Below are 24,976 nucleotides of genomic sequence, written 5' to 3'. Positions count from 1 at the left end.
ACGAGCTGCCTACTGCTCTATCCCGCGCTATTGTGGTGCAAATATAGAACGAATATTTTAGTACAACAAATATAAATATGAAAATCTTATTTTTTACGGTAAAAATACTTCCGAGAAGACATTTGGATAATATTTTTTTGACTATATATTGTTGATTTTACGTTGTTTATTGGTAAAGTGACTTAATGTGTTAAAGTTTAGGATGTTTGATATGTTACCTTTTAATTTTTATATATCTACATTTACTATCGTGATTCATAGAGAAAATAAGTAGTCATTCGAATAATATGGACTATTATTATTCAGACCTCAAAAAGTAGTTCTACTAGAATTTTTTTAAAAAATATTTACTAGTAAGCTTCTTACATCAAAGAGATATTCATAAATGTCTTATTAATCATACTGTCTAGTACGTTAATTAGCATTGTTTTTTTAAGTCGATCAGATTACTACAGCGGATTATCTATTTATAGACAATTTTTTCCATGCTTTCTTGACCTATACGTGCAGTATGTGTGCGCTTTCCTTGCCAAGAGATTGTTTGTGGGCTCGTAAACTGCAGGAATACTGCACGTATAGCAATAACTTGGTAACAAATGTTATTGTTTTGAAACCTATGTACTTCAAAACTAGTTGTTTGTTGAAAAAATAATTTCTCTATTTAGTACGATACTGCTAGTTTAATAGGAATAGTAGGTGCTTTTCAAAATGTATAAAGGATAATAACCATCTTTATTAATAGTATATTGGTATTGTTTAATTAGGGAAATATTAATATATCACTCCTTATTATATCTAACTGATCTACGCATTAATTTTAATTGTCTTTGATCTTCAAGTACTTTGTTATAAAAATGTTTTTATTTTTCCTATGTCATTGATATAAACTACCTTTGCATCAGAAAAAATGAACGAATATGACGCATAAAGCGGGTTATGTAAACATAATAGGAAATCCTAATGTAGGTAAATCTACGTTAATGAATGCTTTAGTAGGTGAAAGATTATCTATTATTACTTCAAAAGCACAGACAACCAGACACCGAATCTTAGGAATTGTGAATGGTGACGACTACCAGATTGTATTTTCAGATACTCCTGGAATTATTAAGCCAGCCTATGAATTACAGGAGTCAATGATGGACTTTGTAAAGTCTGCTTTTGAAGATGCTGATGTATTGATTTATATGGTAGAGATTGGAGAAAGAGAATTAAAGGACGAAGATTTCTTTGCTAGAATTAATAAATCAAAAGTGCCGGTAATACTTCTTTTAAATAAAATTGATAAGTCTAATCAACAACAATTAGAAGAACAAGTTTCTTTATGGAGTGAAAAAGTACCTAATGCAGAAATTATTCCAATATCTGCGTTAGAGAAGTTTAATACACAAGTTGTTTTTGATCGTATTATTGAATTATTACCTGCTAGTCCACCATATTATCCAAAAGACGCGTTGACTGATAAATCAGAGCGATTCTTTGTTAATGAGATTATCCGTGAGAAGATATTGGTGAATTACGACAAAGAGGTTCCTTATGCTGTAGAGGTAGAAACAGAAGAGTTTAAGGAAGAGGAGAATATTATTCGAATCAAAGCTGTGATTATGGTGGAGCGCGATACACAGAAGGGTATTATTATTGGACATAAAGGTAACGCTTTAAAACGCGTTGGTATCGCAGCAAGAGAAGAGATGGAAAAGTTCTTTTTAAAGAAAGTTCACTTGGAGTTGTTTGTGAAGGTAAATAAAGATTGGAGAAGTAGTGATTATCAACTTCGTCGCTTCGGATACAATCAAAAGAAATAAGATTAGGAAAATAAACGTATATATATCGCAACGAAATACTAAATTTGCGACCTATTTTAAAATTATATGAGTAGTATTGTAGCCATAGTTGGGAGACCAAACGTAGGAAAATCGACTTTTTTTAATCGTTTGATTCAAAGAAGAGAGGCCATCGTAGATTCAGTGAGTGGAGTGACTCGTGATAGAAACTACGGCAAGTCAGAGTGGAATGGGAGAGAGTTTTCTGTAATTGATACAGGAGGATATGTAAAAGGATCTGACGATATTTTTGAAGAAGAAATTAGACGTCAAGTTAGTTTAGCGATAGACGAATCTGATGTTATTATATTTGTAGTAGATGTAGAAGAAGGTATCACTCCAATGGATGCTGAAGTAGCTCGTTTATTGCGTAAAGAGACAAAGCCTATTTTCGTTGCTGTAAACAAAGTAGATAGTTCAAAACGTATGGATGATACATTTGAATTCTACAATCTTGGTTTAGGAGAGATTTATCCAATTGCAGGAATGAATGGAAGTGGAACAGGAGATTTACTAGATGAGGTAGTTGCTGCTTTACCAGTAGAGGAGGAAGTAGAGCTTACAGAAGGAGAAGAGTTACCTCGCTTTGCTGTAGTAGGGCGTCCAAACGCTGGTAAATCAAGTTTTATTAATGCACTAATCGGAGAAGACCGATATATTGTAACTGATATTGCGGGTACTACACGTGATGCAATTGATACTCGTTTTAATCAATTTGGTTTTGATTTTAATTTAGTTGATACTGCTGGTATCCGTCGTAAGGCAAAAGTTAAAGAGGACTTGGAATTTTATTCTGTTATGCGTTCGATCCGTGCGATTGAGCACAGTGATGTATGTATATTGATGATTGATGCTACTCGTGGATTCGAAGGTCAAGATCAGAATATTTTTTGGCTAGCTGAAAAGAACAGAAAAGGAGTAGTTATTCTTGTGAATAAATGGGATTTAGTTGATAAAGATACGATGACTGCAAAACAGTTTGAAGATAAAATCCGTGAGGAAATAGCTCCTTTTACAGATGTGCCAATTGTATTTACCTCTACCATTACAAAACAACGTTTGCTAAAAGCGTTGGAAACTGCTGTAGAAGTATACGAAAACAGAAAAGCGAGAATTTCGACTTCAAAGTTCAATGAAGCAATGCTTCCTGTAGTTGAACATAATCCACCACCAGCGATTAAAGGAAAGTATATCAAGATTAAATATTGTATGCAATTGCCGACACCAACACCTCAGTTCGTATTTTTTGCTAACTTGCCACAGTATATCAAAGACCCTTACAAACGATATATTGAGAATAAGTTAAGAGAAATGTACAACTTTAGTGGTGTGCCTATTGATATTTATTTCCGTCAGAAATAATAAAAAAAGTATATCTTTATAGACGTGGTCTTTGTTTAATACATTGACCACTTTTTTTATGAAAAAACTTATAACACTATTTACTATTATTCTGTTTGCCACCACTAGTGCGCAGAATTCTGTTCGTATTTCAGGGACAGTCTTGGATAGTTTAAAACAACCCGTTGAGGCAGCCACAGTTTACTTGTCTAAACATCGGGATTCTACTTTGGTAGATTATACGATGACCGACATGAAAGGGGACTTTAAGCTTCCTTTTAATAAATTGTCAGAACCAACTGTTTTAACGATTTCAATGATAGGTTATAAAGAGTATAAAAAGGTCTTTATGGAAGGGATAGAATACAATTTGGATTTAAAGGAGGTAGTTCTTCAATCATATGGCAATAAACTTGATGAATTAGTTATCGTAGCAGAAACTCCTCCAATACGTGTGAAAAAAGATACTTTAGAGTTTAATGCATCTTCGTTTAAAGTTCGTCCAGATGCTAACTTAGAAGAGCTATTGAAGAATTTGCCTGGTGTTCAAATCGATGAGGAGAATAAAATCACCGTTAATGGTAAGCCAGTGAATGAAATTTTGGTTAATGGTAAACCTTTTTTTAATGAAGATGGTATAGTTGCTCTTGAAAATTTACCTGCCGAGATTATTAAGAAAGTACAAGTAACTGATAAAAAAACAAAGAAGGAAAAGTTTACGGGAGAGCGAAGTCGTAATGATGATGCTAGTATAAACATAACTATAGATGAGGATAAGAATAAAGGGCATTTTGGGAGGATAACGGGAGGTTATGGATCTGATGAGCACTACGAATCTGGAGTTTTCATAAATACGTTTAATGCTCGCCGTAAATTGAGTCTTATCGGGTCAGCTAATAATATTAATGCAGTTGGTTTTTCGATGGATAAGGTTTTTGATAATATGCGTACGGGTAGGTCGAGAGGTGGACATACAGAATCACGTATGTTAGGACTTAATTTTTTAGAAGAGGTGTCAGAAAGGTTAAAGGTGAATGGTAGCTATGATTATAATTTTGCAGAGACAGAACAGTCTAATAAATCAAATAGTATAAAGTTTTTGCCTTCAGGACAGTTTAGTACGGACGCATCATCATCATCTTTAGGAGGGAATGAAGGTCATCGTGGGAATATTTCATTGGATTATACGGGAGAGAAAGATGCTTTTTACTTTAGTCCCAATTTCAGTAAGGATTATACATATTCGACAGGTAATAGTAAACAACTTTCTTTTGATGAAAAGGGAGATAGGCTTAATAGTAGTGAGTCGTCATCTTCGTCTAAAGGCGATGGAGTTAATTATGGTTCGGTCACTCGTTATACGCGTAAGTTTAAGCGTAAGGGACAGTATTTTAGTGCTCAGCTAAACCATAGTAATCGTTCTTCTTCTCGCCAAACTTTAAGAGAATCTTTGACACAGTTTTATCAATCAGATAAAGCTAATGATTGGCGTAGGCAATATAGGCAAGATTATTTAGCTTCAGATAGTTATGGTTTATCTGTAGAATATAACCAGCCAATTACTGATTCATTAACACTTTCTATGGGAGTAGAATGGGAAAGTAGACAGGATATTAACGACCTTAAAGTTTACAATTACAATGAAGTATTGGAAGATTATTCAGATTTGAATGTATTAGAAACTAATCGATATGAAGATGTAGGAACTACAATAGCTCCCGTTATGGGCATCACTTTATCTAAGAATAAGTATTTTTTAAATTTTCACACCAAGATTAATATTGTAAAAAATTCAGCCAAAGCACTCTATGATGCTAAGTGGTATAATTTAGATAAACATTATATTGATCCTGCTGTTACAATGGTGATGAATTATAAAGTGGCAAAAGATAAGAACTTCTTTGGTATCTATAGTTATAACGTAAATTATCAAAATGCTAGTCAATTATTGGATATAACCGATGTGTCAAATCCATTGAGTACAATGGTAGGAAATCCAGATTTGAAACCAACAGGACAGCACAATGTTAATGTAAGCTATCGGACGTATAATTTTCAATCGCGTATGGGGTATAGCCTCTCTGCAAACACAATGATTTATAATAACAGTATAGTGAGTTCTGTTGTTTATGATGAGGATAAGAAGGCTATTTCAACGTATCAAAATATACAAGGGAATTATCAATGGGGCGTATCTGGAGATTGGTATAGAACTAATAAATGGGGAGAACACAGTCTGCGTTATGGATTGACGATGAGATATAGTCAAACAGTAAGCAATGGTTATATCGATGGAAGTACATATACAGCGAATAGTTCTACGATGAGACCTCGTGTATATATTACCTATGATTATGGTAATCGGATATCTTTAAAGCCTTCCTATAACTATTTTTATCGAACGACTCAATACGATAGGTTTTCAGTAGCGAAAGCTTCGAATTTTACCCATCGTTTTAATCTGGAGACTACGTCTTATTGGCCAGAGAATATTGTGTTTGGAAATGACTTTGCATATAATTATAATTCTCAGATTTCTGAGGGGTATAAGAAGGATTTTTATATGTGGAATATAAGTTTAGCCTACACTTTTTATAAAGATAAATTTAGTGCTAAAGTGAAAGTATATGATGTGCTTAACCAAAACACAAGTAGTTTTAGAACTATAGATCCTATGCAAATTGTAGATTCAGAGAGTTTAGTGTTGAAGCGTTATGTAATGTTTTCTCTTACTTATAAGCTTAATGAATTCGCTGGAGGAAAACAAGGAAGGAATAAAAAGAGAGGAAATAAAATGGGGTTCAGGTAATTCGTAGATAATGATTATATCTTAAGAAGAGTCTGTGCTAGGAAATTAAACATATCAGAAACAAAAAAGGTAGCAACTAACAAGAGTACTTGTTACTGCTACCTTTTTTGTTATATGATAGTAAGTTTACCAGCTTCCACTAGAGCCACCTCCTGAGAAACCTCCGCCGCCGAAGCCGCCAAAACCTCCTCCAGAAGAGCCACCAAAGCTACCACCGCCAGAAGACCAACCACCACCACTTCTACTGCTAGAAGACCAACCACCACTAGAGCCTGCATTTGATAGTATGATGATATCTGCTAGGTCACTTAGGAAGCCTCTTTTGTTTGATCCTCCATTACCTCCGCCTTTTCCCCCTTTATTCTTGTCGTTTTTACTAAAAATAATAGTACCAACAATAACGAATATAATTGCAAATAAGCAGAATAGTCCGCCTACCTCATTGTCTCCATCAGCACGAACAGTGTCTTTTTTACTAGCTACATACTTGCCATTGAGCATATCTGTAACTCCATCAACAACAGTATTAATACCTCCATAGTAGTCACCAGTTTTAAAATACGGGATGATCTCATTTCGTATGAGTTCACCACCTTGACCAGCTGTAATGTATTGTTCTGCTCCGTATCCTGGATATATACCTATCTTGCGATCTTCTACAGACATTAAGATTACTACTCCATTGTCTTTTCCTTTTTCACCTATTCCCCATTCATGTCCCCATCTAGGTCCAAGATTATTGATATCTTCTCCTTTTAGATTTGGAATGATAATGACCAATATTTGTGTTGAAGTTTCATTACTATATTGATGTAGCTTGCTTTCTAATTGTTTTTGATTATTAGATGAAAACAATTCTGCGTAGTCATATAGTAGTTTTTGGTCTTTTAGTTTAGGAACAGGTGGTACGTCAAACTGAGCAAATGCTAGTTGAGATAATAATAAAACAACGAGAGTAATTCCCCAGCTAAACGTTTTGTTGATTAGTTTATTCATAAACTAGGCTTTTGATATTTCGTTAGTCAACTCATTTTTATCAGTATTTAAATGGGGGAAAAATGCTTTAAGCTTAATTCCCGCTTTTAGAATACCCTGAATAAGTCCTTGTTTATATAATCCTTGTTTAAAGTGATTAATAACTAACTCTTTTGTTCCTTCCCAGAAGTTTTCAGATTGGACTTTTTGGTCAATTCCTTCATCTCCTAGTATAACAAATGATTTAGAATTTATACATAAGTAAAAAAGCACACCATTTCTCTCTTTTGTATTTTGCATACCTAAATCTTGGAATACTTGTTTTGCTCTTACCATAGGTTCGTCACTACTATTTGTTTCAATATGGACACGTATTTCACCACTGGTATTCGCCTCTGCTTGTGCGATAGCCTTTACGATTTCTTTTTCATCTTCCGTTGAGAAGAATTCTCTAATAGTAGGCATGATTAAAAGTTGAATTCAACTTCAACAGGTTTGTCAGCTCCTTCAACAGCGTTGAAGTATGGTTTTTCTTTATACCCATACATACCTGCAAAAATAGAGTTAGGGAACTTTAATACATATCCGTTGTAATCCATAATAGCGTTGTTAAAACGAACGCGTTGGGTCTGAATTGTATTTTCAGTACTTGTTAACTCATCTTGTAACTTTAAGAAGTTCGTGTTTGATTTTAACTCAGGGTAATTTTCAGATACAACTAATAACTTACTTAAAGTGGAAGATACATTACTTTGAACTTTGTTGAAGTTTTCTAATTGCTCTGGCGTCATATTGCTAGGGTCAATAGTTACTTTAGTTGCTTCAGCGCGTGCTTTTACTACCGCTTCAAGTGTTCCTTTTTCAAAGTCCGCTGCTCCCTGAACGGTTTTAACTAAGTTACCAATTAAATCATTTCTACGTTGGTAAGCTGCCTGTACATCAGCCCATTGTTTTTGTTCAGTTTGGCTCAGTGCTACGATATCATTTTTGATACCAACTGAATACATAAAAATACCAGCGATAACGACAACTAAGATAATGATAGGTACTAATGCTTTTTTCATGATGATTTTTTTAAAGTTCGTTTTTAAGATTTATTAATGTGTTTTTTATATTTTCTAATTTCTTTATCAGTTCATAATCTGATAGTTCTGCTTTTGGCTGTTTTTTTAAATAGTCTTTCGCCCCATCAATAGTGTAACCACGTTCTTTGAGTAGGTGATGTATTAGCTCAAGTGTTTCGACGTCTTTTGGTGTAAACATACGATTTCCCTTTGCATTTTTTTTGGGTTTGACAATGTCAAACTCTTTTTCCCAAAAACGCAATGTTGAAGCGTTTAAGTCAAAGGCAGTGGCAAGTTCTCCAATACTGTAATAACGTTTATTAGGCAAGTTTAGTTTCATTAGTCAAGTGATTGATTTTCTTGGTTAGCTTCTTGCGATAATAGTTCAAATTCTTTAGCAGAAATATCTCCATAGTAATAGTTTAATGGATTGACAACGTTACCTTGATAGTGTACCTCATAGTGTAAATGAGGACCTGAACTACGTCCTGTACTACCTATATAACCAATGATATCACCTCTTTTTACACTTTGACCTTGTTTGGTGTTATACTTATACAAGTGGGCATATCGTGTCAAGTATCCATATCCATGGTCAATTTCGATGAGGTTACCATATCCAGACAATTGATTATTTGCACGAATTACTTTTCCGTCTCCTGTAGCATATACAGGGGTACCTGTTTCTGCTGAAAAGTCCATACCAGCGTGGAATTTCTTGATTTTAGTAAAGGGGTCACTTCGGTATCCATACCCTGAAGCCATACGTTTTAGATCTTCATTTTTTACAGGTTGAATGGCAGGAATTGATGCTAAGAAGGCTTCTTTTCCTTTTGCCAATTCTATGATGTCATCTAGTGATTCGGATTGTATTGCAATTTGTTTTGATAAGACATCCATTTTCTCGTTGGTTGTTACTAGAATTTTTTCATTAGTAAGTCCAGCGAACGCTCTATATCGATTAATTCCTCCTAGTCCTGATTTACGTTGTTCCTCTGGAATAGGTGCAGTGTTGAAGTAAGCTCTGTAGATATCATTATCTCTAACCTCTATCTCATTTAATACCTCGGCTAAAAGGTCTAGCTTTTTATTTAATAGAAGGTAGTTAGTTTTGAATTCTGCGATTTCTCTTTCCTGCACTTTTTCTTTAGGCGTTTGTAGGACATTAGTATTGATTAGTATAAATAGTCCCAGTATACCAAAGATGGCAGAGGAGAGGATGAATAAGAAAACATTCCTTAAGTATTTAAACTTTTTAGGTCGTATTTTTAGGAATGCTAATTTTTCAGGGTCGTAATAATATTTTACTTTAGCCATATTTAAAATATATACTATTTTTGCACTAAATACTTAATCTTTAGTTTTGCTGAATTGATTGATAGCTAACAAATTTAAAAAAAAATGTTTGCTTATAGCTATCTATTAGTTTAAGATACAAAGATTAGTTAGATTAAAGTAGAATATTTAGCTGTTTTTTAACAAACCGTGGTTTGATTAACGCAGTGTAATTATAATTAAAGAAAATTATTTAGTTTCCATACAATATGAAATCACAAGAAATTCGTCAGAAGTTTTTAAACTTTTTTGCAGAAAGAGGTCATTTAATTGTACCATCTGCACCGATCGTTTTGAAAGACGATCCAACTTTAATGTTTAATAACTCTGGGATGGCCCAGTTTAAGGAGTATTTCTTAGGAAACGCCACGCCGAAAAGTAACCGTATAGCTGATACACAAAAATGTTTACGTGTATCAGGAAAACACAATGACTTGGAAGAGGTAGGTATCGATACCTACCACCATACAATGTTTGAAATGTTAGGGAACTGGAGTTTTGGTGATTACTTTAAAAAAGAAGCAATTAATTGGGCTTGGGAATTACTGACTGAAGTATATAAAATACCAAAAGACATTTTGTACGTTACTGTATTTGAAGGTAGCGAAGAAGAAAATGTGCCATTTGACCAAGAGGCTTACGACATCTGGAGTACGTTGATTGACAAAGACCGCATTTTGATGGGGAACAAAAAAGACAACTTCTGGGAAATGGGAGAACAAGGGCCATGTGGACCATGTTCTGAAATTCACGTTGACATTAGAAGTGCTGAAGAGAAAGCAAAGAAAAACGGTAAAGAGTTAGTAAATGCTGATCACCCACAGGTAGTAGAGATTTGGAACAACGTATTTATGGAATTCAACCGTAAAGCAGACGGTTCATTAGAGAAGTTGCCAGCCCAACACGTAGATACAGGAATGGGGTTTGAGCGTTTGTGTATGGTGTTGCAAGGGGTACAGTCTAACTACGATACAGATGTGTTTTCTCCACTAATTACTAAAGTATCAGAACTGACAGGGGGTAAATATACTGTTAAGGCTAAAAACGAAGAAGAAGAGAAAATAAATATAGCTATTCGCGTAATCGTGGATCACGTAAGAGCGGTTGCTTTTGCTATAGCAGACGGACAGTTGCCATCAAACAATGGAGCTGGGTATGTGATTCGTCGTATTCTGCGTCGTGCAATTCGTTATGCGTTTACTTTCTTAAATAAGAAAGAACCATTTATTTACGAATTAGTCGATGTATTGAGTACACAAATGGGAGCGTTCTTCCCTGAAATTACTAGTCAACGCGAATTGGTGAAAAATGTAATTAAAGAAGAAGAAGCATCTTTCTTGAGAACGTTAGAACAAGGGTTACACTTGTTGGACAACGTGATTAAACAAACTGAAGGTAAAGTAGTATCTGGAGTAAAAGCTTTTGAATTGTACGATACGTTTGGTTTCCCAATCGACTTAACAGCACTTATCTTAAGAGAAAAAGGTTATGAGTTGGACGAGGCAGGCTTTGAGGCTGCAATGTTAGAGCAAAAGACACGTTCGCGTGCTGCATCTGAAGTATCTACAGACGACTGGACAATCTTAATTGATGGTAATGTTGAGCAATTTGTTGGTTATGATCAATTAGAGAATGAGGTTAAGATCACCCGTTATAGAAAAATTGACAGTAAAAAAGATGGTAAGTTGTTTCAAGTAGTATTGACTGCGACACCGTTTTATCCAGAAGGTGGAGGTCAAGTAGGTGATTGTGGTGTTTTAGTATCAGCTAACGAAACGATTGAAGTAATTGATACAAAAAAAGAGAATAACTTAATTTTACATATCGTTAAGGTACTGCCTTCAAACATAGAGACAGCATTAGTAGCTAAAGTTGATATAGATGCTCGTAAACAATCGATGGCAAACCACTCTGCTACGCATTTATTGCACCAAGCGCTGCGCACGATTTTGGGTACGCATGTAGAGCAAAAAGGGTCGTTGGTAGCACCTACACACTTGCGTTTTGACTTCTCTCATTTTGCAAAAGTAACAGAAGAAGAGTTAGAGCAAGTAGAGGCGTTTGTGAATGATCGTATTCACGAGCAATTGCCATTAGTAGAGCGCAGAAGTATTCCAATGGCACAAGCGATAGCAGAAGGAGCTATTGCATTGTTTGGCGAGAAGTATGGAGATGAAGTACGCGCTATTCGCTTTGGAGAGAGTATGGAGCTTTGTGGAGGTACACACGTTGCTAATACAGCAGATATTTGGCAGTTCAAAATTGTTGGAGAAAGTGCTGTAGCTGCGGGTATCCGTCGTATCGAAGCAATTACAAACAAAGCAGCACGTCAGTTCTATACAGAGCAAGAAGAAACGTTGAAAGAGTTGAAAACTGTATTGAAAAACCCACAAGATACATTGAAAGCAGTAGTTTCTTTGCAAGACGAAAATGCGAAACTTAAAAAACAAGTAGAGCTGTTGTTGAAGGAGAAAGCGAAAAACTTGAAAGGAGAATTGAAGGGGCAAATCCAGGAGATTAATGGTGTTTCATTTTTGGCGACTGAAGTGGACCTAGATGCAGCAGGTGCAAAAGACTTAGTTTATGAACTAGGTAATGAGTACAGCAGTTTATATGTACTATTGGCTAGTAAGGTAAGTGATAAACCAATGCTGACTTGCTACGTATCGAAAGATGTAGTCGACGCAAAAGGATTGAATGCAGGAACTATCGTTCGCGAGCTTGGTAAATATATCCAAGGTGGTGGAGGGGGACAACCTTTCTTTGCTACGGCAGGAGGTAAGAATCCAGATGGTATTGCAGAAGCAGTTGCTCACGCTAAAGATTATTTAAAATAATATATCACAATACAAGAAAGATTCTCTGAGAAGAGAATCTTTTTTTTGTCCAATACAGAAAACTTATATGAAATTTACGACCATTGTACCAATAAAAGAGGCCAAGCGAAAGCTAACGTATGAGGATAAAGTATTATCTATGGGGTCCTGCTTTGCTGTAAATATGAGTGAGAAGTTTAAGGCTTTTCAATTTCAGCACACTGTAAATCCTTTTGGTATTTTGTTTCATCCACTAGCGATTGAACGCGTCTTTCGTTATGCAGTAGAAGGGTATGTCTTTACTGAAAAAGATGTCTTTGAACATAACGAGGTTTGGAGTTGTTTGGCTGCTCACTCAGATCTGAACGAGCTCGAAGAAGAGGATATTGTTACAAAGTTGAATGTGAAACTATTTGATCTACAAGTAGCGCTAAAAGAAGCTTCTCATCTAGTCTTGACGTTTGGTACCGCTTGGGTTTATGAACATATCGAAACCCAACAGCTAGTGGCGAATTGCCACAAGTTACCACAACAGTTATTTCGCAAGCGCTTGTTGAGTTATGAGGAGGTGTTGGAGAGCTATCATCGCATAGTAAAATTAATACAAGAGGTGAACCCTACTGTGCAAGTTGTGTTTACTATTTCTCCAGTGCGTCACATCAAAGATGGCGTGGTGGAAAACCAACGCAGCAAGAGTTTGTTGATTGCTGCTTTGCATCAAATGTTAGAAGAGGTAAATAACAGCGATTTACGCTATTTTCCTGCTTATGAAGTTATGATGGATGAGTTAAGAGATTATCGTTTCTATACGGCTGATTTATTGCATCCGAATGATATAGCTATTGATTATATTTGGGAGCGATTTGTACAAACAAGTATAAGCGAAGAAATGTATCCGATTATGAAAAAAGTGGATGAGGTACAGAAGGGATTGGCTCATCGTCCTTTTAATCCTACTGCGTCACAACATATGCAATTTTTGGATAACTTAGTAGGTAAGATTGACTTCTTATTAGATAAGTATCCATTTATGAATTTTAGATAATTATGAGAGATTTTCTACGCATTGCTTTTGGTGTTTTTGTAGTTCTGTTTTTTATGTTTGCAGGTGTAGTATTATATAATTTTGTGTTGAAACCTGATGATCAACGTATGCAGTATAACTCCGCTTTAATTCAAGATCAATTAAAGAATGTAAGTAAGCTTGTAGTGACTGAGGCTAGTTACTCACAAGTACTTACGTATAAGGATAGTCAGAAGTATTTTCTGAATTTGATGTCTTTTGATAAAAAGGCAGTTGTGGTAGTTAATGCTCGTGCGACAGTGTCGTATGATTTGACTAAGCTAAAGTATGATTTTGATGAGCAACGCAAAGTTGTGCGTTTGCTGTATATTCCTGAATCAGAAATACAGATTTATCCAGACTATAAAATATATGACGTCGAACAAAGTACATTTAACCCCTTTGTCGGCGAGGATTACAATAGGATTAATACAAAAGTAAAAGAAGATATCTTGGATAAAATAGAAAAGTCCACTTTAAAATCGAATGCAGAGAATCGATTAATCAGTGAACTTTCTAAAATATTAATAGTCACCCAGGCTTTGGGTTGGCAACTCGAGTATCAAGGGAATATTATTCAAAGTGATAAGGATATCGTCTTTGATTTAGCCTTATAATTGATTGTATATGATATCAATGCCATCTTGAATTAAGTGGGCTACTTCAGATCTGTTTGTTTGAACAGTCTTAAGATGACTCATTGTTTTATCTACTAGTGTTTCATCATTTGCTCGCTTTGCTAGTTCTAATATTTCGACTGATAACAACCAATCTGTTGGGTATTCATTACATATTGTATCTAGGATACCATTTAGATTAATCACTTTGTTGTCTTCTCGCATTGCTCTTACTTTTTGGTAAAGGCCTTCCAGTTTGATTTTGTGTTCATCTCTTTTCGCTTTAATTGTATGGCTTGATGGAACGTGGTTGATTAAATCAAAACTGTTGTAATCTGCAGGTCCTGAAAAAGCAGAAATAATATTAGCACCTACTGCCATGTCATACGTTCCCCACTCTGGTTGGAATAGGATTTCTTCGTTGTATTTAACGGTGCAGTTACTAAAACTGATTAATATTATTTTACCATGTATATTTCTTATGCCTGTAATATTTGTTCCTGATACAGTAATACCTCCTTCGAACTCTAAGGTTACTGGTTTTCCTTCATATAAATTGTAAGCCTTAAGGTCTCTTGGGCTCATGTCTTCAATAGCGAGATTGATCCCTTTTAGACGACCTATTGCTGTTCCAAAACCATGTGGGTGGGTTTCAGTACCATGACCTACAAGCTCTTTTTCTCTATAAGAGAGAGCTGTTTTACCTGTAGTTTGTATATACACGGGTTTTCCTTCATGTTCAATAACGCGTGTGAACACTCCAGATATCTGTAAGCCAGTGTTGAGCTCTAAGGTACCTAATGCCTTTGAGTCAATTAGTTTATTAACTCCCATTAGTCCTCCTTTTCGCAATGCCATCTTATTAGCAAATTCCTCTAGTACTTCACTTAAGTATGCGAAATCAGGAGTAACATATAACTGTGGTTGAGGTTTGGTAATGTCAAAACCTTGGTATGCAGCATTGATGCTATAGGGTAGTTTTTTTACGTTATCAGTCATGCACCATGCACTTTCTCCAATAGAAGATAGTAGTCCGGCACCGTAGATTTTAGGATTGTCAAGTGTACCTATTAGACCATATTCTACCGTCCACCAGTGAAGGTTTCGTATCAGTGCCATTTCGGAAGGTTCGCCAGCATTATTTTGTAAAAACTCTACTTGTGCCTCAGCTTCTTCTATTTCTTCCTGAGCTACACCTTCTGCTTCTTTTAGTATGGAGAGCAGGCGTATAGCCTCGTATATTTCATAATCTCTTCCTGAAGAGATTGCTTTACAGCCTATTTCTCCGAAACGTCTTAGATACTCAGCATATTCTGGATTAGCTATAATAGGTGCATGACCAGCTCCTTCATGTATAATATCTGGTGCTGGTGTGTACTCGATATTTTCTAGCTGTCTAATATCTGATGCTATCACTAGAACCTTATAAGCTTGAAATTCCATGAAAGCATTAGGTGGGATAAATCCATCTACTGCAACGGCAGCCCAACCTATTTCTTTGAGAATTCGATTCATTCCGTACATACTTGGAATGCTTTCGATCGAAATTCCTGTTTTTGCCAGACCGTCAAGATATGAATCGTGAGCAACTTTAGATAGATAATCAACATTTTTACGCATGACATATCTCCACACAGCTTGATTTATTGGTGTATAATCTTGATAACTTTGTGGTTTGATAAATTGTTTTAAATGCTGTGGTAATCTTTCGATCAAGTTGTTACTTTCATATTCTTGTGTTTTCATAAATGAAATATGTTATTTGTTTATGTAAATATATAAAAAAAAGTGCTGACTCTTTATTAATACTGTTGTTTGAGTATTTGTTGATGATAGTGTTAATTGTGTTGTTTTATTGTTGTTTTAAATGATTTATATTGTTTTTTATTCTTTTGTTTATTTTCATTGTTATCGTTAAACAATAAAATTTATAGATAATTTTAACATAAGTGTTTTTTTATTTGAAAAAGGTTTTTATCTTCGGGCTATATTTATTAACCCAAATTAATAGTTAAAGTTTATGAAAAAATTATTTATGTTTTTGGCTGTAGCTGGTCTGGCTACATTCAGTGCATCATGTAGTAGTGATGACAATTCATCAGATGGTGGTGCAAAAGCTAAGGAGCTAGTTGTAACAGCAGACAAAACAGAAGTGAAAGAAGGGGAAACTGTCAATTTCAACGTGAAAGCTGATGGTAAAGAGGTAAGTGATGCAAACATCTTTGTTAATAGTGAGAAAGGAAGCTTGGCACATCTATTTGAAGTAGAAGGAGTGTACAAAGTGATTGCAAAGAAAGAAGGTTTTACTGATAGTAAAGCTATTGAAATCAAGGTAACTAAAGGAGAAGACACTGGAAGTGAAAAGAAATCAATGGTATTGACAGCTGATAAATCTAGCGTTACTATTGGCGAAACGGTAAAGTTCAGTGCTTCAGAAAATGGTACAGCGGTTGAAGGTGTTACCATAAAACTTGTGGGTGGTGCAACAATTGCTGATGCTTTGTGGAAAGCAGCAAAAGAAGGAGAATTTAAGTTTGTCGCTTCAAAAGAAGGGTATAACGATTCTAATGAAGTAGCTGTTAAAGTTACTAAACCAACTCAGCCTGAAGAACCAAAGGCTAACAGTATAAACGTAAATGGTACTTCTTATGATATAGTACCAGATTCAGCTATACTTTTAGCAGAAACGATTAAACAAGATGGTAAAAACTATGTTAGACTTTATGAATTAGATTTAGGAGATGGTAAAATTGTTTACTATTGTCGTTTTGCTATTGATGTAAGAACTTCTGATTTTTCTATAGCTGGTAGTGATGTGACAGGTGCTGTTGCAAGAGTTTATAAAGTCGTTATTCAAGACCCTGATAGTGATTCAGTGATTTACCCAGGTGTAGACCCTGAGGCTGAAGTCAATGTTAATGGATTTGTTCTAGCGGAGGCAGGAGAACTTGACTTTAAAGGAGAAGATGTTAAGTCATTTGAGGTTGCTTTAGCTAACTTTGTTGACCCTAATGGTAAAGCTAAATTAAGTGTAGCTACAGCTGATAACTTGTCAATTGAATACGAAGGTAATATTGAATCAATGTATAGTATTGATACGACAGAATCTGCGAATTCAACGTCTTCAAAATCCCTATTTACAACTGGTAATAAATTAGATTTGAATGATAAAGGATTAAAATTACAGTCACCTCGTTTCATCAAATAGTAAAAAAGCGAAGATATATAAAGTAGTATGTATGAAAAAGCAGTTGCCTAGCAACTGCTTTTTTGATGCTTTAAATCTTTTTGTAGCTTGGGTGGATGCTTGAGGTATACGTGCAGTTTTCTTGACCTTTTGTTGCCAAGAAGTTGCTTCTGGGCACGTATTCTGCAGGCATACTGCACGTATGGCTCAATCCTGCGAGGAAATGTCATGGATGAAGGTCGGTTGCGTGGTATATCGGGGACTAATTCCCTTAGCATAGTAATTTTGCGCCATATATTTAAAATGTGGTGTACGGTGGTTTCTTCTTAAAAATATGAAATTTTCAATTTAAAATTCTTGATTGTAGCCATTTGGATTTACTGCTTATTTGAATAATGCTGAAATGTAAGTTTTCTTATTTGAATAGTTTGATATTTAGGTGGTTGTGTTTGAGTAATTTGCCATCTATAACCAATTAAAGAAGTAGAAATGAAAAAATTATTTATGTTTTTGGCTGTAGCAGGATTAGCTACATTCGGTATATCATGTAGTAGTGATGATAATTCCTCAGACGGGGGAACTAATTCGAACGAATTAATTATTACTGCTGATAAGTATCAAGTTGAAGAAGGGGAAACGGTAAACTTTACTATCAAAGCTGACGGCAAAGAAGTAGCAGATGCAGAGGTTTATGTTAATAATCAAAAAGCTGGTAAATCTTGTTTGTTTGCGAAAGAAGGAATTTATAAAGTCGTAGCGAAGAAAGAGAATTTTAAAGATAGTAAGGCTATTGAAATTAAAGTAACCAAAGGAGATACTGGAAACACTAAGAAATCAATGGTATTAGCAGTGGATAGAACTAGTATTGCTATAGGTGAGACGATAAAGTTTTCTGCAACTGAAAATGGCGTTGCTGTAAGTGGTTTTGTGGTAAAACTAGTAGGAGGTACTGCTTTGAATGATAACAAATGGACGTCTACGAAAGAAGGAGAATTCAAGTTTGTCGCTTCAAAAGAAGGGCATAATGATTCAAATGAAGTTACAATTAAAGTATCTAAAGATGGTCCTGCTCCGAAATCAAATTATTTAACTTATGGTGATAAGTCAATCGATTTAGCAGGTAGTGGATTCTTTTACTTCGTGAAAGGTGATTATGTTTACTCAGAAGTTATTGAAGGGAAAACATATGTACCATTTAGGTTAACTACGTTTACCATTGATATCACAGAAAGAATAAATGCCACTGATTATGAAAATTCTGCTTCTCTTTTATTCTTTGTAGAGCAAAAAGAAGATGATACAAAAATCATTTTACCTTGGGATATTACGGATCCATCACAGCTTTTTATAGTTAACTATGATGGAGAGATTGAAGCTAATATCTTTAAAGCTGATCAAGAAACTAAATTTACTGTACCTCTATTTACAGCACCTGTAAAAGAGACTGGACGTGGTACTGTTCAATTCAAGGTGGAGGGGAATGATATCACATCTAAAGCTGTTCTGAAATCTAGTTTTGATGGACCTTTCCAAGCCTACTATAAAGTAGTATTAGAAGACACTGCAGATGCTAAGTCTGTGATGTCTAAGGATAAAGGGACTCAAGTTGATTACGCAAATATTTCATCGTTAAGAAGAAAGTAAAATTAATATTCTTCACTGTAATTGTAAAAGGCAGCTATTTCACTAGCTGCCTTTTTTTGTAGTGTTTAAATTGTAAATATAGTTTTTGTAGAATGTTTGATTTGTTTTGTAGTTACTTATTTGATGTTGAGTGCTTTAGATAATTAATGACCTATTTAAAAAAAGAAAGTATGAAGAATTTTATTATTGTATTATGCATTGCAGGGATATCATTCATGGGGGTTGGATGTAGTAATGATGATTGTGCAGGCAATGCAACAGATCCGGGAGAACTTAAAGAGATTTTACTAGAGGTATCAAATTCGTCTATAAGTGTTGGTGAATCAGTCACCTTTTCCGCTAAGATTGAAGGTAAGACATTAGAAGGTGTAAAATTTTATATCTCAAACCTTGAAGTCACCAATCCTTACACCTTTAATGAAGCAGGTATTTTTGTGGTATTTGCGAAAAAGAAGGATATAAAAACAGTTTAGGAGTTACTATAAGTGTCGAGTCTAAGAAAGAAAAGTCCGTTATACTTGAATTGCTAACTCCAGACGATCAGTTGTTTGTAGACGAACAGATTGAGATTAAGATTTATGATGAGTCTAATAATCCAATTGATGGGGCTGAATTATTAGCAGAAGGACAGAAAACCAATATAAAGTCAAGCAACGTTTTTTTTAAATTCAAAATTACAGCAGAAGGGACTTATCGTGTGCATACCAACTATAATGAAGTAGATAGTAATGGGATTTTGTTAAAAGTTGTAGATAAAAATGCAGTAAAGGGTACTGGGGAGTTTTTGCTTAATGGTACAATGTATAGAAGTGAAAAAGCACAAACTACATTTGAAGGTATATTTTCTGTAGGAAATCTAGTTTTATCTGGTTGGTCAGAGATGATTTATGCTGTCGATGGAACCGTTGCTTTTTTTGCTTATTACACACCAACTAAAGATCTAGGAGGGGGACAATATGAAGCTGTACTTCCGAATGAGAGCAATATAATGAAAGTGATGGCAGGGGTAATGTCGTCGACTCAGGACTTGCTAGGGCAAACTAATGAACCAGATGCTTTAACTGTTTCGTATACTATATCCAAAGTAATGAGCACTAAGATTACGGGTGATTTTAATTCAATAGACGGTGAAATTAACGGTTTTCTATTTAAAGCTAAATTTACAGGTGACCACTATTTGATAACAAAGGCAAAGTTACTTGATGCGAAGCAAGGTTTTGGATTAGAGGACTTGTGGCAAAAGAGATTAGACAATTTTAGTAAAGCATCTTTATTTAAGTATTAGGTTTGTTTTTAGGCAGATGAAATAATTGCTTTTACCTCCATTATAATGTGTATGTTTAATATACTTGTGTTTTAGAATATTTGAATAATAATAAAATTTTATTTGTTAATACATTAATTTGTTTAAAAAGCAAGACAAAAAACCTAAAAGATGCCGTAAGTTTAATTACTATTATCACTCTTATATAGCTAATATTGACGGACTTGATGTTGCTGTATTTACCTTAAAACGTGGCGTTAATGGCAAATGGCATACATTAATAACTACTGATTCATCATTAAATTTCGTCAAGGTAATAGAAATATATAGCATCCGATGGTCGATAGAAGTATTTTTTAAAGAAGCTAAACAGCTTTTTGGATTAGGTAAATCTCAATCAACAAACTTCGATGTCCAAATAGCACAAGCTACCATTGTATTTGTGCAGTATCTACTCATAAGCATCCGTTATACAATGGAAGCTTATGAAACTATAGGAGGTCTATTTAAAGACCTCCAGCAAGTTTATATTGAAAACAAATTGAACGTTAGATTATTAGCTGTAGTAGCCTTAATACTTGATGTTTTGGAAAAACTTATAGACTCAATTGATATTCATGATGTTATATTAAAAATAATAGAAAATATCGAATTTTTTGGTTTTTTATCTAATAATTATAACTTTAATTATCAGCCGAATACATGAAAGTAAATAGGTGCGAAACTTCAGTAATTAATACTTTTGTCGTGTACTAAGATTCATGTTAATTACTATAGGTGGCCTAGGGCTTAGTTGTAGTAAAGATGATAATGGAACCAATGTTCCTGAAGAAGCTAAACAAATTGTATTGAAAGCAAATTCTCAGTCTATTACTGTGGGAGAAGCTGTGAGTTTTACTGCGTTAGTAGATGGAAAGACACTTGAAGGAGTTAAGCTATATAATGCAGACAAAGAGATAAGTAATTCATATACTTTCGAAAAAGCTGGAACCTTCAATGTAGCAGCTAAGAAGGAGGGCTATAAGGATAGCGTTTCTATTTCTATTGTAGTTAAGGAGAAGCAAGAGGCTAAATATCCTCCTAAGTTAACACTTGTAACAAACCCGAATAGTATTTATGCAAATGAGTTAATCGAGTTAAATGTAACTGATAAAGACAATAATCCTCTTGATGGCGCAATACTTATTTTTGAAGGAAGTGAAACGAATTTGACATCAGAAGGAGGTATGTATCAAATTTCTATTAAATATAGAGGTACTTATACATTACAAGCACGATACGATGATATGGATAGTAATGAAGTAGTTGTAACTGTTGTTGATAAAAATCCTGCCGTAGGAAATGGTGAGTTTTTGTTTAATGGAAAAACGTATAAATCTACGAGTGCCGCAACAGTACTAAAAGGTTTTTATAAAGATGATGACGGTAATATCGTGATAGGATGGCAAGAGGAGCTTTATTCAGAAGATGGCTTTTTAGCTATTGTCATCTATTATACAGATGCAGAGGCAACAGAAGATGGAAATTATAAACCAGTACTGCCTACAGTAGATAATACTAAACTAGCCTTTGGAGGTGTATTAGATGAAAACGACAACTTACTTGGATAATCAGCTGATCAAGGAGTTCTTAAAGTGTCGTATAAAATTACTGATGTTACAGATTACTTTTTCAAAGGTGATTTTGATACAACTGATGGAGTTATAGATGGAAAGGAGTTTAAAGTGACCTTTAAAGGGGATCATAAATTCGTCGTTTCTAATTCCACTAGTGGAGCATCTAAATCAACTATGAATCAACTAAGACCTATTCATGAGTTAACTAAAGTTATAGAATTAAGCAATATTGTGAATAAGTTCTAGTGTTTCAATTAACATATAGTTAGAATAGAAAGAGAATTATGCTGCATAGTTCTCTTTTTTTTTTGAACTATGTTAATTCATTGCGGGTAGTGGTGTTGTTTTCTGTTAATTAAACAGTTATTTGTCGTGTTGTTAAATTTATTAAGAAATCGATGTATTTTTAGAAAGTTTTCTTTTTTTTGTGTATATATTTGAATTATTTATATCATGAATAAGTATTGGTTGAATAGTTTATATTGTGTTTTTTGTTTTGTACGTACCTTAGTGTAACAAAACAAAACAAAACAAAACAATCATGAAAAAATTATTAATGTTCATCACCTTCGCTATGGTGGGAGCCTTTGGGATTGGCTGCAGTAGTGATGATGGCACACAAGTAATCCCCCCAGAGCCAAAACAGTTAATAATAGAATCATCTTTGGAGTCTATTATTGTTGGAGACAAAGTTACATTCTCAGTGAATGTTAACGGACAATCAATTAAAGGAGTAAAACTTTATATTGAAGATAGAGAAATACCTAACCCACATACTTTTAAAGAAGCTGGTGCTTTTGAAGTTGTAGCCAAAAAAAAGGGATATTAAAATAGTTCAGCTATATCTGTTGTAGTAAAAGAAAAATCTGAAGATCCAAAGCCAAAAGATCCTGCCCCTGATCCAGAACCAGATCCAAAGCCAGATAACCCAGACCCAGGAACAAATACGGGAGAAAATGGGAAACAAGTATTCTTTTCTTTATTAAATGATACAGATGAACTATTGACTACTGATGTGATAGAAATGAAGGTGGTGAATGAGCATAATATTGGTATTACTGGAGCTGAGCTAGTTTTTGAAGGACAACCTATAGGTATTTATTCTGATAACGGTGTTATTAAGTTTAGAATTAATCGCGAAGGGTCTTATATTGTAAAAGCAAAGTTTAATTCAGTTTTGAGTAATGAAATTTATATTGTAATCAATGATAAGACTGCTGCTGTTGGTAAAGGTCAGTTTATTTACGATAATCGACTATATGTATGTAAAAGGTCTGTAACTACCTTTACAGGAATATACCACGATGGCGATACAGTATTAGCCGGCTGGAGAGAAGAGATATATTCTATAAGTGGTACTATGGCTCTATTTGTTTACTTTACTGCAGCAGAGAAGACAGGAGTTAATGGTTATAAGCCAATTTTACCAAATAATGATAATACGATTTTAGCTTATGGTGCTGTATTAGACAGTAAAGGTAAGATTCTTGGTAAGACTGAAAAACAAGGTCAAATCAAAGTTTCTTATTCAATAAACAATATTGCTGATAATCTTGTTACGGGTGAATTTAACACGTCTTTCGGTATTATTAATGGGGTAGAGTTTTTGGGTACTTTCTCAGGAGAGCATGAATTTATTGTAAAAGGTGAGAGTAATGTTTTCTTTACTTCTAGTAATGTTGATCATGCAATAAATGTATTTGCTGAAGGGAAAAAGAACCAAGCAAAGAATAGAATCGTTGAACGTATTTATTAAATGGTTAAAATTAACAAAAAACAGAGTTGTTGATAACTCTGTTCTTTTATTTAGTTACTATTGTATATTAAAATATTTGTTTTCTTTTATAATTAACTTTGTTTTAGTTGTATTATTGATGTTTATTTGTTTTATAAAAATAGTAATGTGTGAAAAGTATGTTTATTAATAATAAAAGAAGTATTATGAAAAAAGTTTTAATGTTTTTAATGGCTAGTACATTTCTATTGCTTGGGATAGGATGTTCTAGTGATAGTAATTCGACTCCAGAAGTTTTGAAGCAGCTAGAATTAAAAGCGAGTATAGATGATATTGTAGTCGAAGAATCTGTTACCTTTAGCGTAACAGCAGATGGAGTTGCAATTAAAGATGTGAAAATTTATGCTAATGATGTAGAGATACAAAAGGTGTATAAGTTTATTAAAGAAGGAACTTATACTGTCATAGCAAAAGCAAAGGGGTATGAGAATAGTAAACCGATAACTATAAAAGTCAATAAGAAAGGAAGTAGAAAACTTATATTAAGTGCTGATAAAGATGAGCTTAAGGTTGGTGAACAACTTACTTTTAAAGTGATGTTTAATAATGAAGTTATTAAAGATGCTGTGATTACTAGTACAAATGGTGGGTTAGTATCAGATCCTACATGGACCCCAACAGAAGCAGGGACATATTCTTTTACTGCTAAGAAAGATGGCTTTGAGGCTAGTGATGTATTTGTGGTTACTGTATTTGAAAAGGAGAAACAAAAAATAAGTCTGACAGTTGATAAAACTGAGGTTAAAGCTGGAGAGAAAGTTACTTTTTCAGTTAAGGTTAATGGGGAAGTTTTAGAAGGAGCGATGGTTAAGTTACTTACTGGTAATCCTCTAGATGGTTTATATTGGGAACCTCAGGAAGTCGGTCAATATACTTTTATTGCAGTAAAAGAAGGCTATTTAGATTCTAATATGATTACTGTTAAGGTGATTGAGAATCCATTGTTTGTTAAAGAGTATATTATTGTGGATGGTAAGAAATATACAGTAGATAAGGATAAAACGAAGTTATTCGCTTATACAGATGCTTCTTTATCTAATCAAATCAAAATTTATAAGAGTAGTTATGTTAATGATAATGGCGTGAAGGTAGAGTTTGCCTATTCACTTTTTTATGTAGCTCTTTATAGCCATGATTATGAAGCGTCAAATGGTAAAGTGGTAAAAGGGGCAGAGATACGCCTTTCTAAAATGGTACTTCAAGATTTGGAATTAGGAGAGGTTATTCTACCTGGAGAGAATAGTGATTTAGAAATAAACCTCGGGGGTGATGCGTATATGAAAGATAAGCGTGTTGAAATTAAAAGTGATTGGATACAAACTTACATAGTTGATTTACATGGTTTAAATGATGAATATGGTGAGTTATCATTAGCGCATAATCCGGCAATTCAAGACTTTGTATTAAGTTATAATAGTAGAGTGCAATCTATGTTCTATAAGTCGGATAAAGAGGTAAGTGCTTTTGCTAATAACTCTTTTTCAGAGTTTAGTGAATATAAGAATCAAATCAAAGCAGGGTTAAAACAATTAGAACTATTGAAAGCAAGAAAAAACCGACGTTAATAAAAAAAGCAGGAATTCAATGAGAGCACTGAAAAAGTGAGCTAATTATGAGTTCTTCGTTT

General features: G+C 34.3%; 21 protein-coding genes and 1 pseudogene. 16 read left to right on the top strand and 6 right to left on the bottom strand.

The genetic code is table 11. From position 1 onward, the window contains the following. The first annotated feature begins 917 nt into the window (after positions 1–917). The 3 genes from era (at position 918) to GJV77_RS12695 (ending at position 5,973) form a co-directional block, all read left to right on the top strand. On the top strand, positions 918–1,805 hold the full coding sequence (gene era / locus GJV77_RS12705; RefSeq protein ID WP_155036726.1) for a GTPase Era: 888 nt from the start codon (positions 918–920) through the stop codon (positions 1,803–1,805). Between the two features lie 66 nt (positions 1,806–1,871). Beyond that, positions 1,872–3,185, top strand: a complete 1,314-nt coding sequence (gene der, locus GJV77_RS12700; RefSeq protein ID WP_155036725.1) for a ribosome biogenesis GTPase Der — start codon at positions 1,872–1,874, stop codon at positions 3,183–3,185. Between the two features lie 58 nt (positions 3,186–3,243). Then, a complete protein-coding gene (locus tag GJV77_RS12695) occupies positions 3,244–5,973 on the top strand; it encodes a TonB-dependent receptor (protein ID WP_155036724.1) in 2,730 nt (909 codons plus the stop codon). A 126-nt stretch (positions 5,974–6,099) separates the two neighbouring features. Here the strand turns inward: GJV77_RS12695 and GJV77_RS12690 are convergent, their stop codons facing one another. The 5 genes from GJV77_RS12690 to GJV77_RS12670 are packed head-to-tail and all read right to left on the bottom strand — an operon-like array spanning position 6,100 to position 9,329. After that, the gene (locus GJV77_RS12690; RefSeq protein WP_155036723.1) at positions 6,100–6,969 is read right to left on the bottom strand and encodes a TPM domain-containing protein; all 870 of its coding nucleotides are present in this window, start codon (positions 6,967–6,969) and stop codon (positions 6,100–6,102) included. A gap of 3 nt (positions 6,970–6,972) precedes the next feature. Next, on the bottom strand, positions 6,973–7,413 hold the full coding sequence (locus GJV77_RS12685) for a TPM domain-containing protein (RefSeq protein ID WP_155036722.1): 441 nt from the start codon (positions 7,411–7,413) through the stop codon (positions 6,973–6,975). A 2-nt stretch (positions 7,414–7,415) separates the two neighbouring features. Then, positions 7,416–8,012 carry a LemA family protein gene (locus GJV77_RS12680; RefSeq protein WP_155036721.1) on the bottom strand — a complete coding sequence of 199 codons (597 nt, stop codon included), beginning with the start codon at positions 8,010–8,012 and terminating at the stop codon, positions 7,416–7,418. Between the two features lie 10 nt (positions 8,013–8,022). After that, positions 8,023–8,352: a MerR family transcriptional regulator gene (locus GJV77_RS12675; protein WP_155036720.1), complete on the bottom strand. Its 330-nt coding sequence runs from the start codon at positions 8,350–8,352 to the stop codon at positions 8,023–8,025. After that, entirely contained in the window at positions 8,352–9,329 is a 978-nt protein-coding gene (locus GJV77_RS12670; protein WP_155036719.1) for a M23 family metallopeptidase, read from the bottom strand. Before GJV77_RS12670 ends, GJV77_RS12675 begins: the two co-directional genes overlap by 1 nt. A gap of 227 nt (positions 9,330–9,556) precedes the next feature. Between GJV77_RS12670 and alaS the strand changes: the two genes are divergently transcribed. From alaS to GJV77_RS12655, 3 genes are all read left to right on the top strand, one after another. Beyond that, positions 9,557–12,184: an alanine--tRNA ligase gene (alaS, locus tag GJV77_RS12665; protein ID WP_155036718.1), complete on the top strand. Its 2,628-nt coding sequence runs from the start codon at positions 9,557–9,559 to the stop codon at positions 12,182–12,184. Between the two features lie 67 nt (positions 12,185–12,251). After that, the gene (locus tag GJV77_RS12660; RefSeq protein ID WP_155036717.1) at positions 12,252–13,208 is read left to right on the top strand and encodes a GSCFA domain-containing protein; all 957 of its coding nucleotides are present in this window, start codon (positions 12,252–12,254) and stop codon (positions 13,206–13,208) included. A 2-nt stretch (positions 13,209–13,210) separates the two neighbouring features. Then, complete coding sequence (locus tag GJV77_RS12655) at positions 13,211–13,843, top strand: DUF4230 domain-containing protein (protein WP_155036716.1); 633 nt, start codon at positions 13,211–13,213, stop codon at positions 13,841–13,843. Here GJV77_RS12655 and GJV77_RS12650 read toward each other — a convergent pair. Then, positions 13,838–15,589 (bottom strand): aromatic amino acid hydroxylase, encoded by a 1,752-nt coding sequence (locus GJV77_RS12650; RefSeq protein WP_155036715.1) that lies wholly within the window; start codon positions 15,587–15,589, stop codon positions 13,838–13,840. The two genes, GJV77_RS12655 and GJV77_RS12650, sit on opposite strands and share 6 nt — an antisense overlap. Before the next feature lie 274 nt (positions 15,590–15,863). On the opposite strand from GJV77_RS12650, the gene GJV77_RS12645 reads away from it, so the two are divergent. From GJV77_RS12645 to GJV77_RS12600, 10 genes and pseudogenes are all read left to right on the top strand, one after another. Beyond that, positions 15,864–17,051, top strand: a complete 1,188-nt coding sequence (locus tag GJV77_RS12645) for a hypothetical protein (RefSeq protein ID WP_155036714.1) — start codon at positions 15,864–15,866, stop codon at positions 17,049–17,051. Between the two features lie 468 nt (positions 17,052–17,519). Beyond that, complete coding sequence (locus tag GJV77_RS12640; RefSeq protein ID WP_155036713.1) at positions 17,520–18,674, top strand: hypothetical protein; 1,155 nt, start codon at positions 17,520–17,522, stop codon at positions 18,672–18,674. 170 nt (positions 18,675–18,844) lie between these two features. Next, a complete protein-coding gene (locus GJV77_RS12635; RefSeq protein ID WP_155036712.1) occupies positions 18,845–19,147 on the top strand; it encodes a hypothetical protein in 303 nt (100 codons plus the stop codon). Between the two features lie 50 nt (positions 19,148–19,197). After that, a complete protein-coding gene (locus tag GJV77_RS12630; RefSeq protein ID WP_155036711.1) occupies positions 19,198–19,959 on the top strand; it encodes a hypothetical protein in 762 nt (253 codons plus the stop codon). A 124-nt stretch (positions 19,960–20,083) separates the two neighbouring features. After that, positions 20,084–20,644: pseudogene (locus GJV77_RS12625) on the top strand (transposase); the annotation flags it as partial. 55 nt (positions 20,645–20,699) lie between these two features. Further along, on the top strand, positions 20,700–21,548 hold the full coding sequence (locus GJV77_RS12620) for a hypothetical protein (protein ID WP_155036710.1): 849 nt from the start codon (positions 20,700–20,702) through the stop codon (positions 21,546–21,548). 24 nt (positions 21,549–21,572) lie between these two features. After that, positions 21,573–21,800: a hypothetical protein gene (locus GJV77_RS12615; protein ID WP_155036709.1), complete on the top strand. Its 228-nt coding sequence runs from the start codon at positions 21,573–21,575 to the stop codon at positions 21,798–21,800. 295 nt (positions 21,801–22,095) lie between these two features. Continuing rightward, positions 22,096–22,383 carry a hypothetical protein gene (locus GJV77_RS12610; RefSeq protein ID WP_155036708.1) on the top strand — a complete coding sequence of 96 codons (288 nt, stop codon included), beginning with the start codon at positions 22,096–22,098 and terminating at the stop codon, positions 22,381–22,383. A 174-nt stretch (positions 22,384–22,557) separates the two neighbouring features. Beyond that, positions 22,558–23,310: a hypothetical protein gene (locus GJV77_RS12605; RefSeq protein ID WP_155036707.1), complete on the top strand. Its 753-nt coding sequence runs from the start codon at positions 22,558–22,560 to the stop codon at positions 23,308–23,310. Positions 23,311–23,495: 185 nt separating this feature from the next. Next, the gene (locus GJV77_RS12600; protein ID WP_155036706.1) at positions 23,496–24,914 is read left to right on the top strand and encodes a COG1361 family protein; all 1,419 of its coding nucleotides are present in this window, start codon (positions 23,496–23,498) and stop codon (positions 24,912–24,914) included. Positions 24,915–24,976: the final 62 nt, after the last annotated feature.

Source organism: Myroides pelagicus (assembly GCF_009711055.1).
GTDB classification, from domain to species: Bacteria; Bacteroidota; Bacteroidia; order Flavobacteriales; family Flavobacteriaceae; genus Flavobacterium; species Flavobacterium pelagicum.
This window is presented reverse-complemented; position numbering and strand designations above follow the sequence as displayed.

Excerpts from the sequence above, each read along its gene's own strand:
- alaS (WP_155036718.1), top strand. The coding sequence starts at position 9,557 with ATGAAATCACAAGAAATTCGTCAGAAGTTTTTAAACTTTTTTGCAGAA.
- GJV77_RS12695 (WP_155036724.1), top strand. The coding sequence starts at position 3,244 with ATGAAAAAACTTATAACACTATTTACTATTATTCTGTTTGCCACCACT.
- GJV77_RS12645 (WP_155036714.1), top strand. The coding sequence starts at position 15,864 with ATGAAAAAATTATTTATGTTTTTGGCTGTAGCTGGTCTGGCTACATTC.
- GJV77_RS12685 (WP_155036722.1), bottom strand. The coding sequence starts at position 7,413 with ATGCCTACTATTAGAGAATTCTTCTCAACGGAAGATGAAAAAGAAATC.
- der (WP_155036725.1), top strand. The coding sequence starts at position 1,872 with ATGAGTAGTATTGTAGCCATAGTTGGGAGACCAAACGTAGGAAAATCG.
- GJV77_RS12660 (WP_155036717.1), top strand. The coding sequence starts at position 12,252 with ATGAAATTTACGACCATTGTACCAATAAAAGAGGCCAAGCGAAAGCTA.
- GJV77_RS12675 (WP_155036720.1), bottom strand. The coding sequence starts at position 8,352 with ATGAAACTAAACTTGCCTAATAAACGTTATTACAGTATTGGAGAACTT.
- GJV77_RS12680 (WP_155036721.1), bottom strand. The coding sequence starts at position 8,012 with ATGAAAAAAGCATTAGTACCTATCATTATCTTAGTTGTCGTTATCGCT.
- GJV77_RS12640 (WP_155036713.1), top strand. The coding sequence starts at position 17,520 with ATGAAAAAATTATTTATGTTTTTGGCTGTAGCAGGATTAGCTACATTC.
- GJV77_RS12690 (WP_155036723.1), bottom strand. The coding sequence starts at position 6,969 with ATGAATAAACTAATCAACAAAACGTTTAGCTGGGGAATTACTCTCGTT.
- GJV77_RS12620 (WP_155036710.1), top strand. The coding sequence starts at position 20,700 with ATGTTAATTACTATAGGTGGCCTAGGGCTTAGTTGTAGTAAAGATGAT.
- GJV77_RS12650 (WP_155036715.1), bottom strand. The coding sequence starts at position 15,589 with ATGAAAACACAAGAATATGAAAGTAACAACTTGATCGAAAGATTACCA.
- GJV77_RS12635 (WP_155036712.1), top strand. The coding sequence starts at position 18,845 with ATGAAGAATTTTATTATTGTATTATGCATTGCAGGGATATCATTCATG.
- GJV77_RS12600 (WP_155036706.1), top strand. The coding sequence starts at position 23,496 with ATGAAAAAAGTTTTAATGTTTTTAATGGCTAGTACATTTCTATTGCTT.
- GJV77_RS12670 (WP_155036719.1), bottom strand. The coding sequence starts at position 9,329 with ATGGCTAAAGTAAAATATTATTACGACCCTGAAAAATTAGCATTCCTA.
- GJV77_RS12610 (WP_155036708.1), top strand. The coding sequence starts at position 22,096 with ATGAAAAAATTATTAATGTTCATCACCTTCGCTATGGTGGGAGCCTTT.
- GJV77_RS12655 (WP_155036716.1), top strand. The coding sequence starts at position 13,211 with ATGAGAGATTTTCTACGCATTGCTTTTGGTGTTTTTGTAGTTCTGTTT.
- era (WP_155036726.1), top strand. The coding sequence starts at position 918 with ATGACGCATAAAGCGGGTTATGTAAACATAATAGGAAATCCTAATGTA.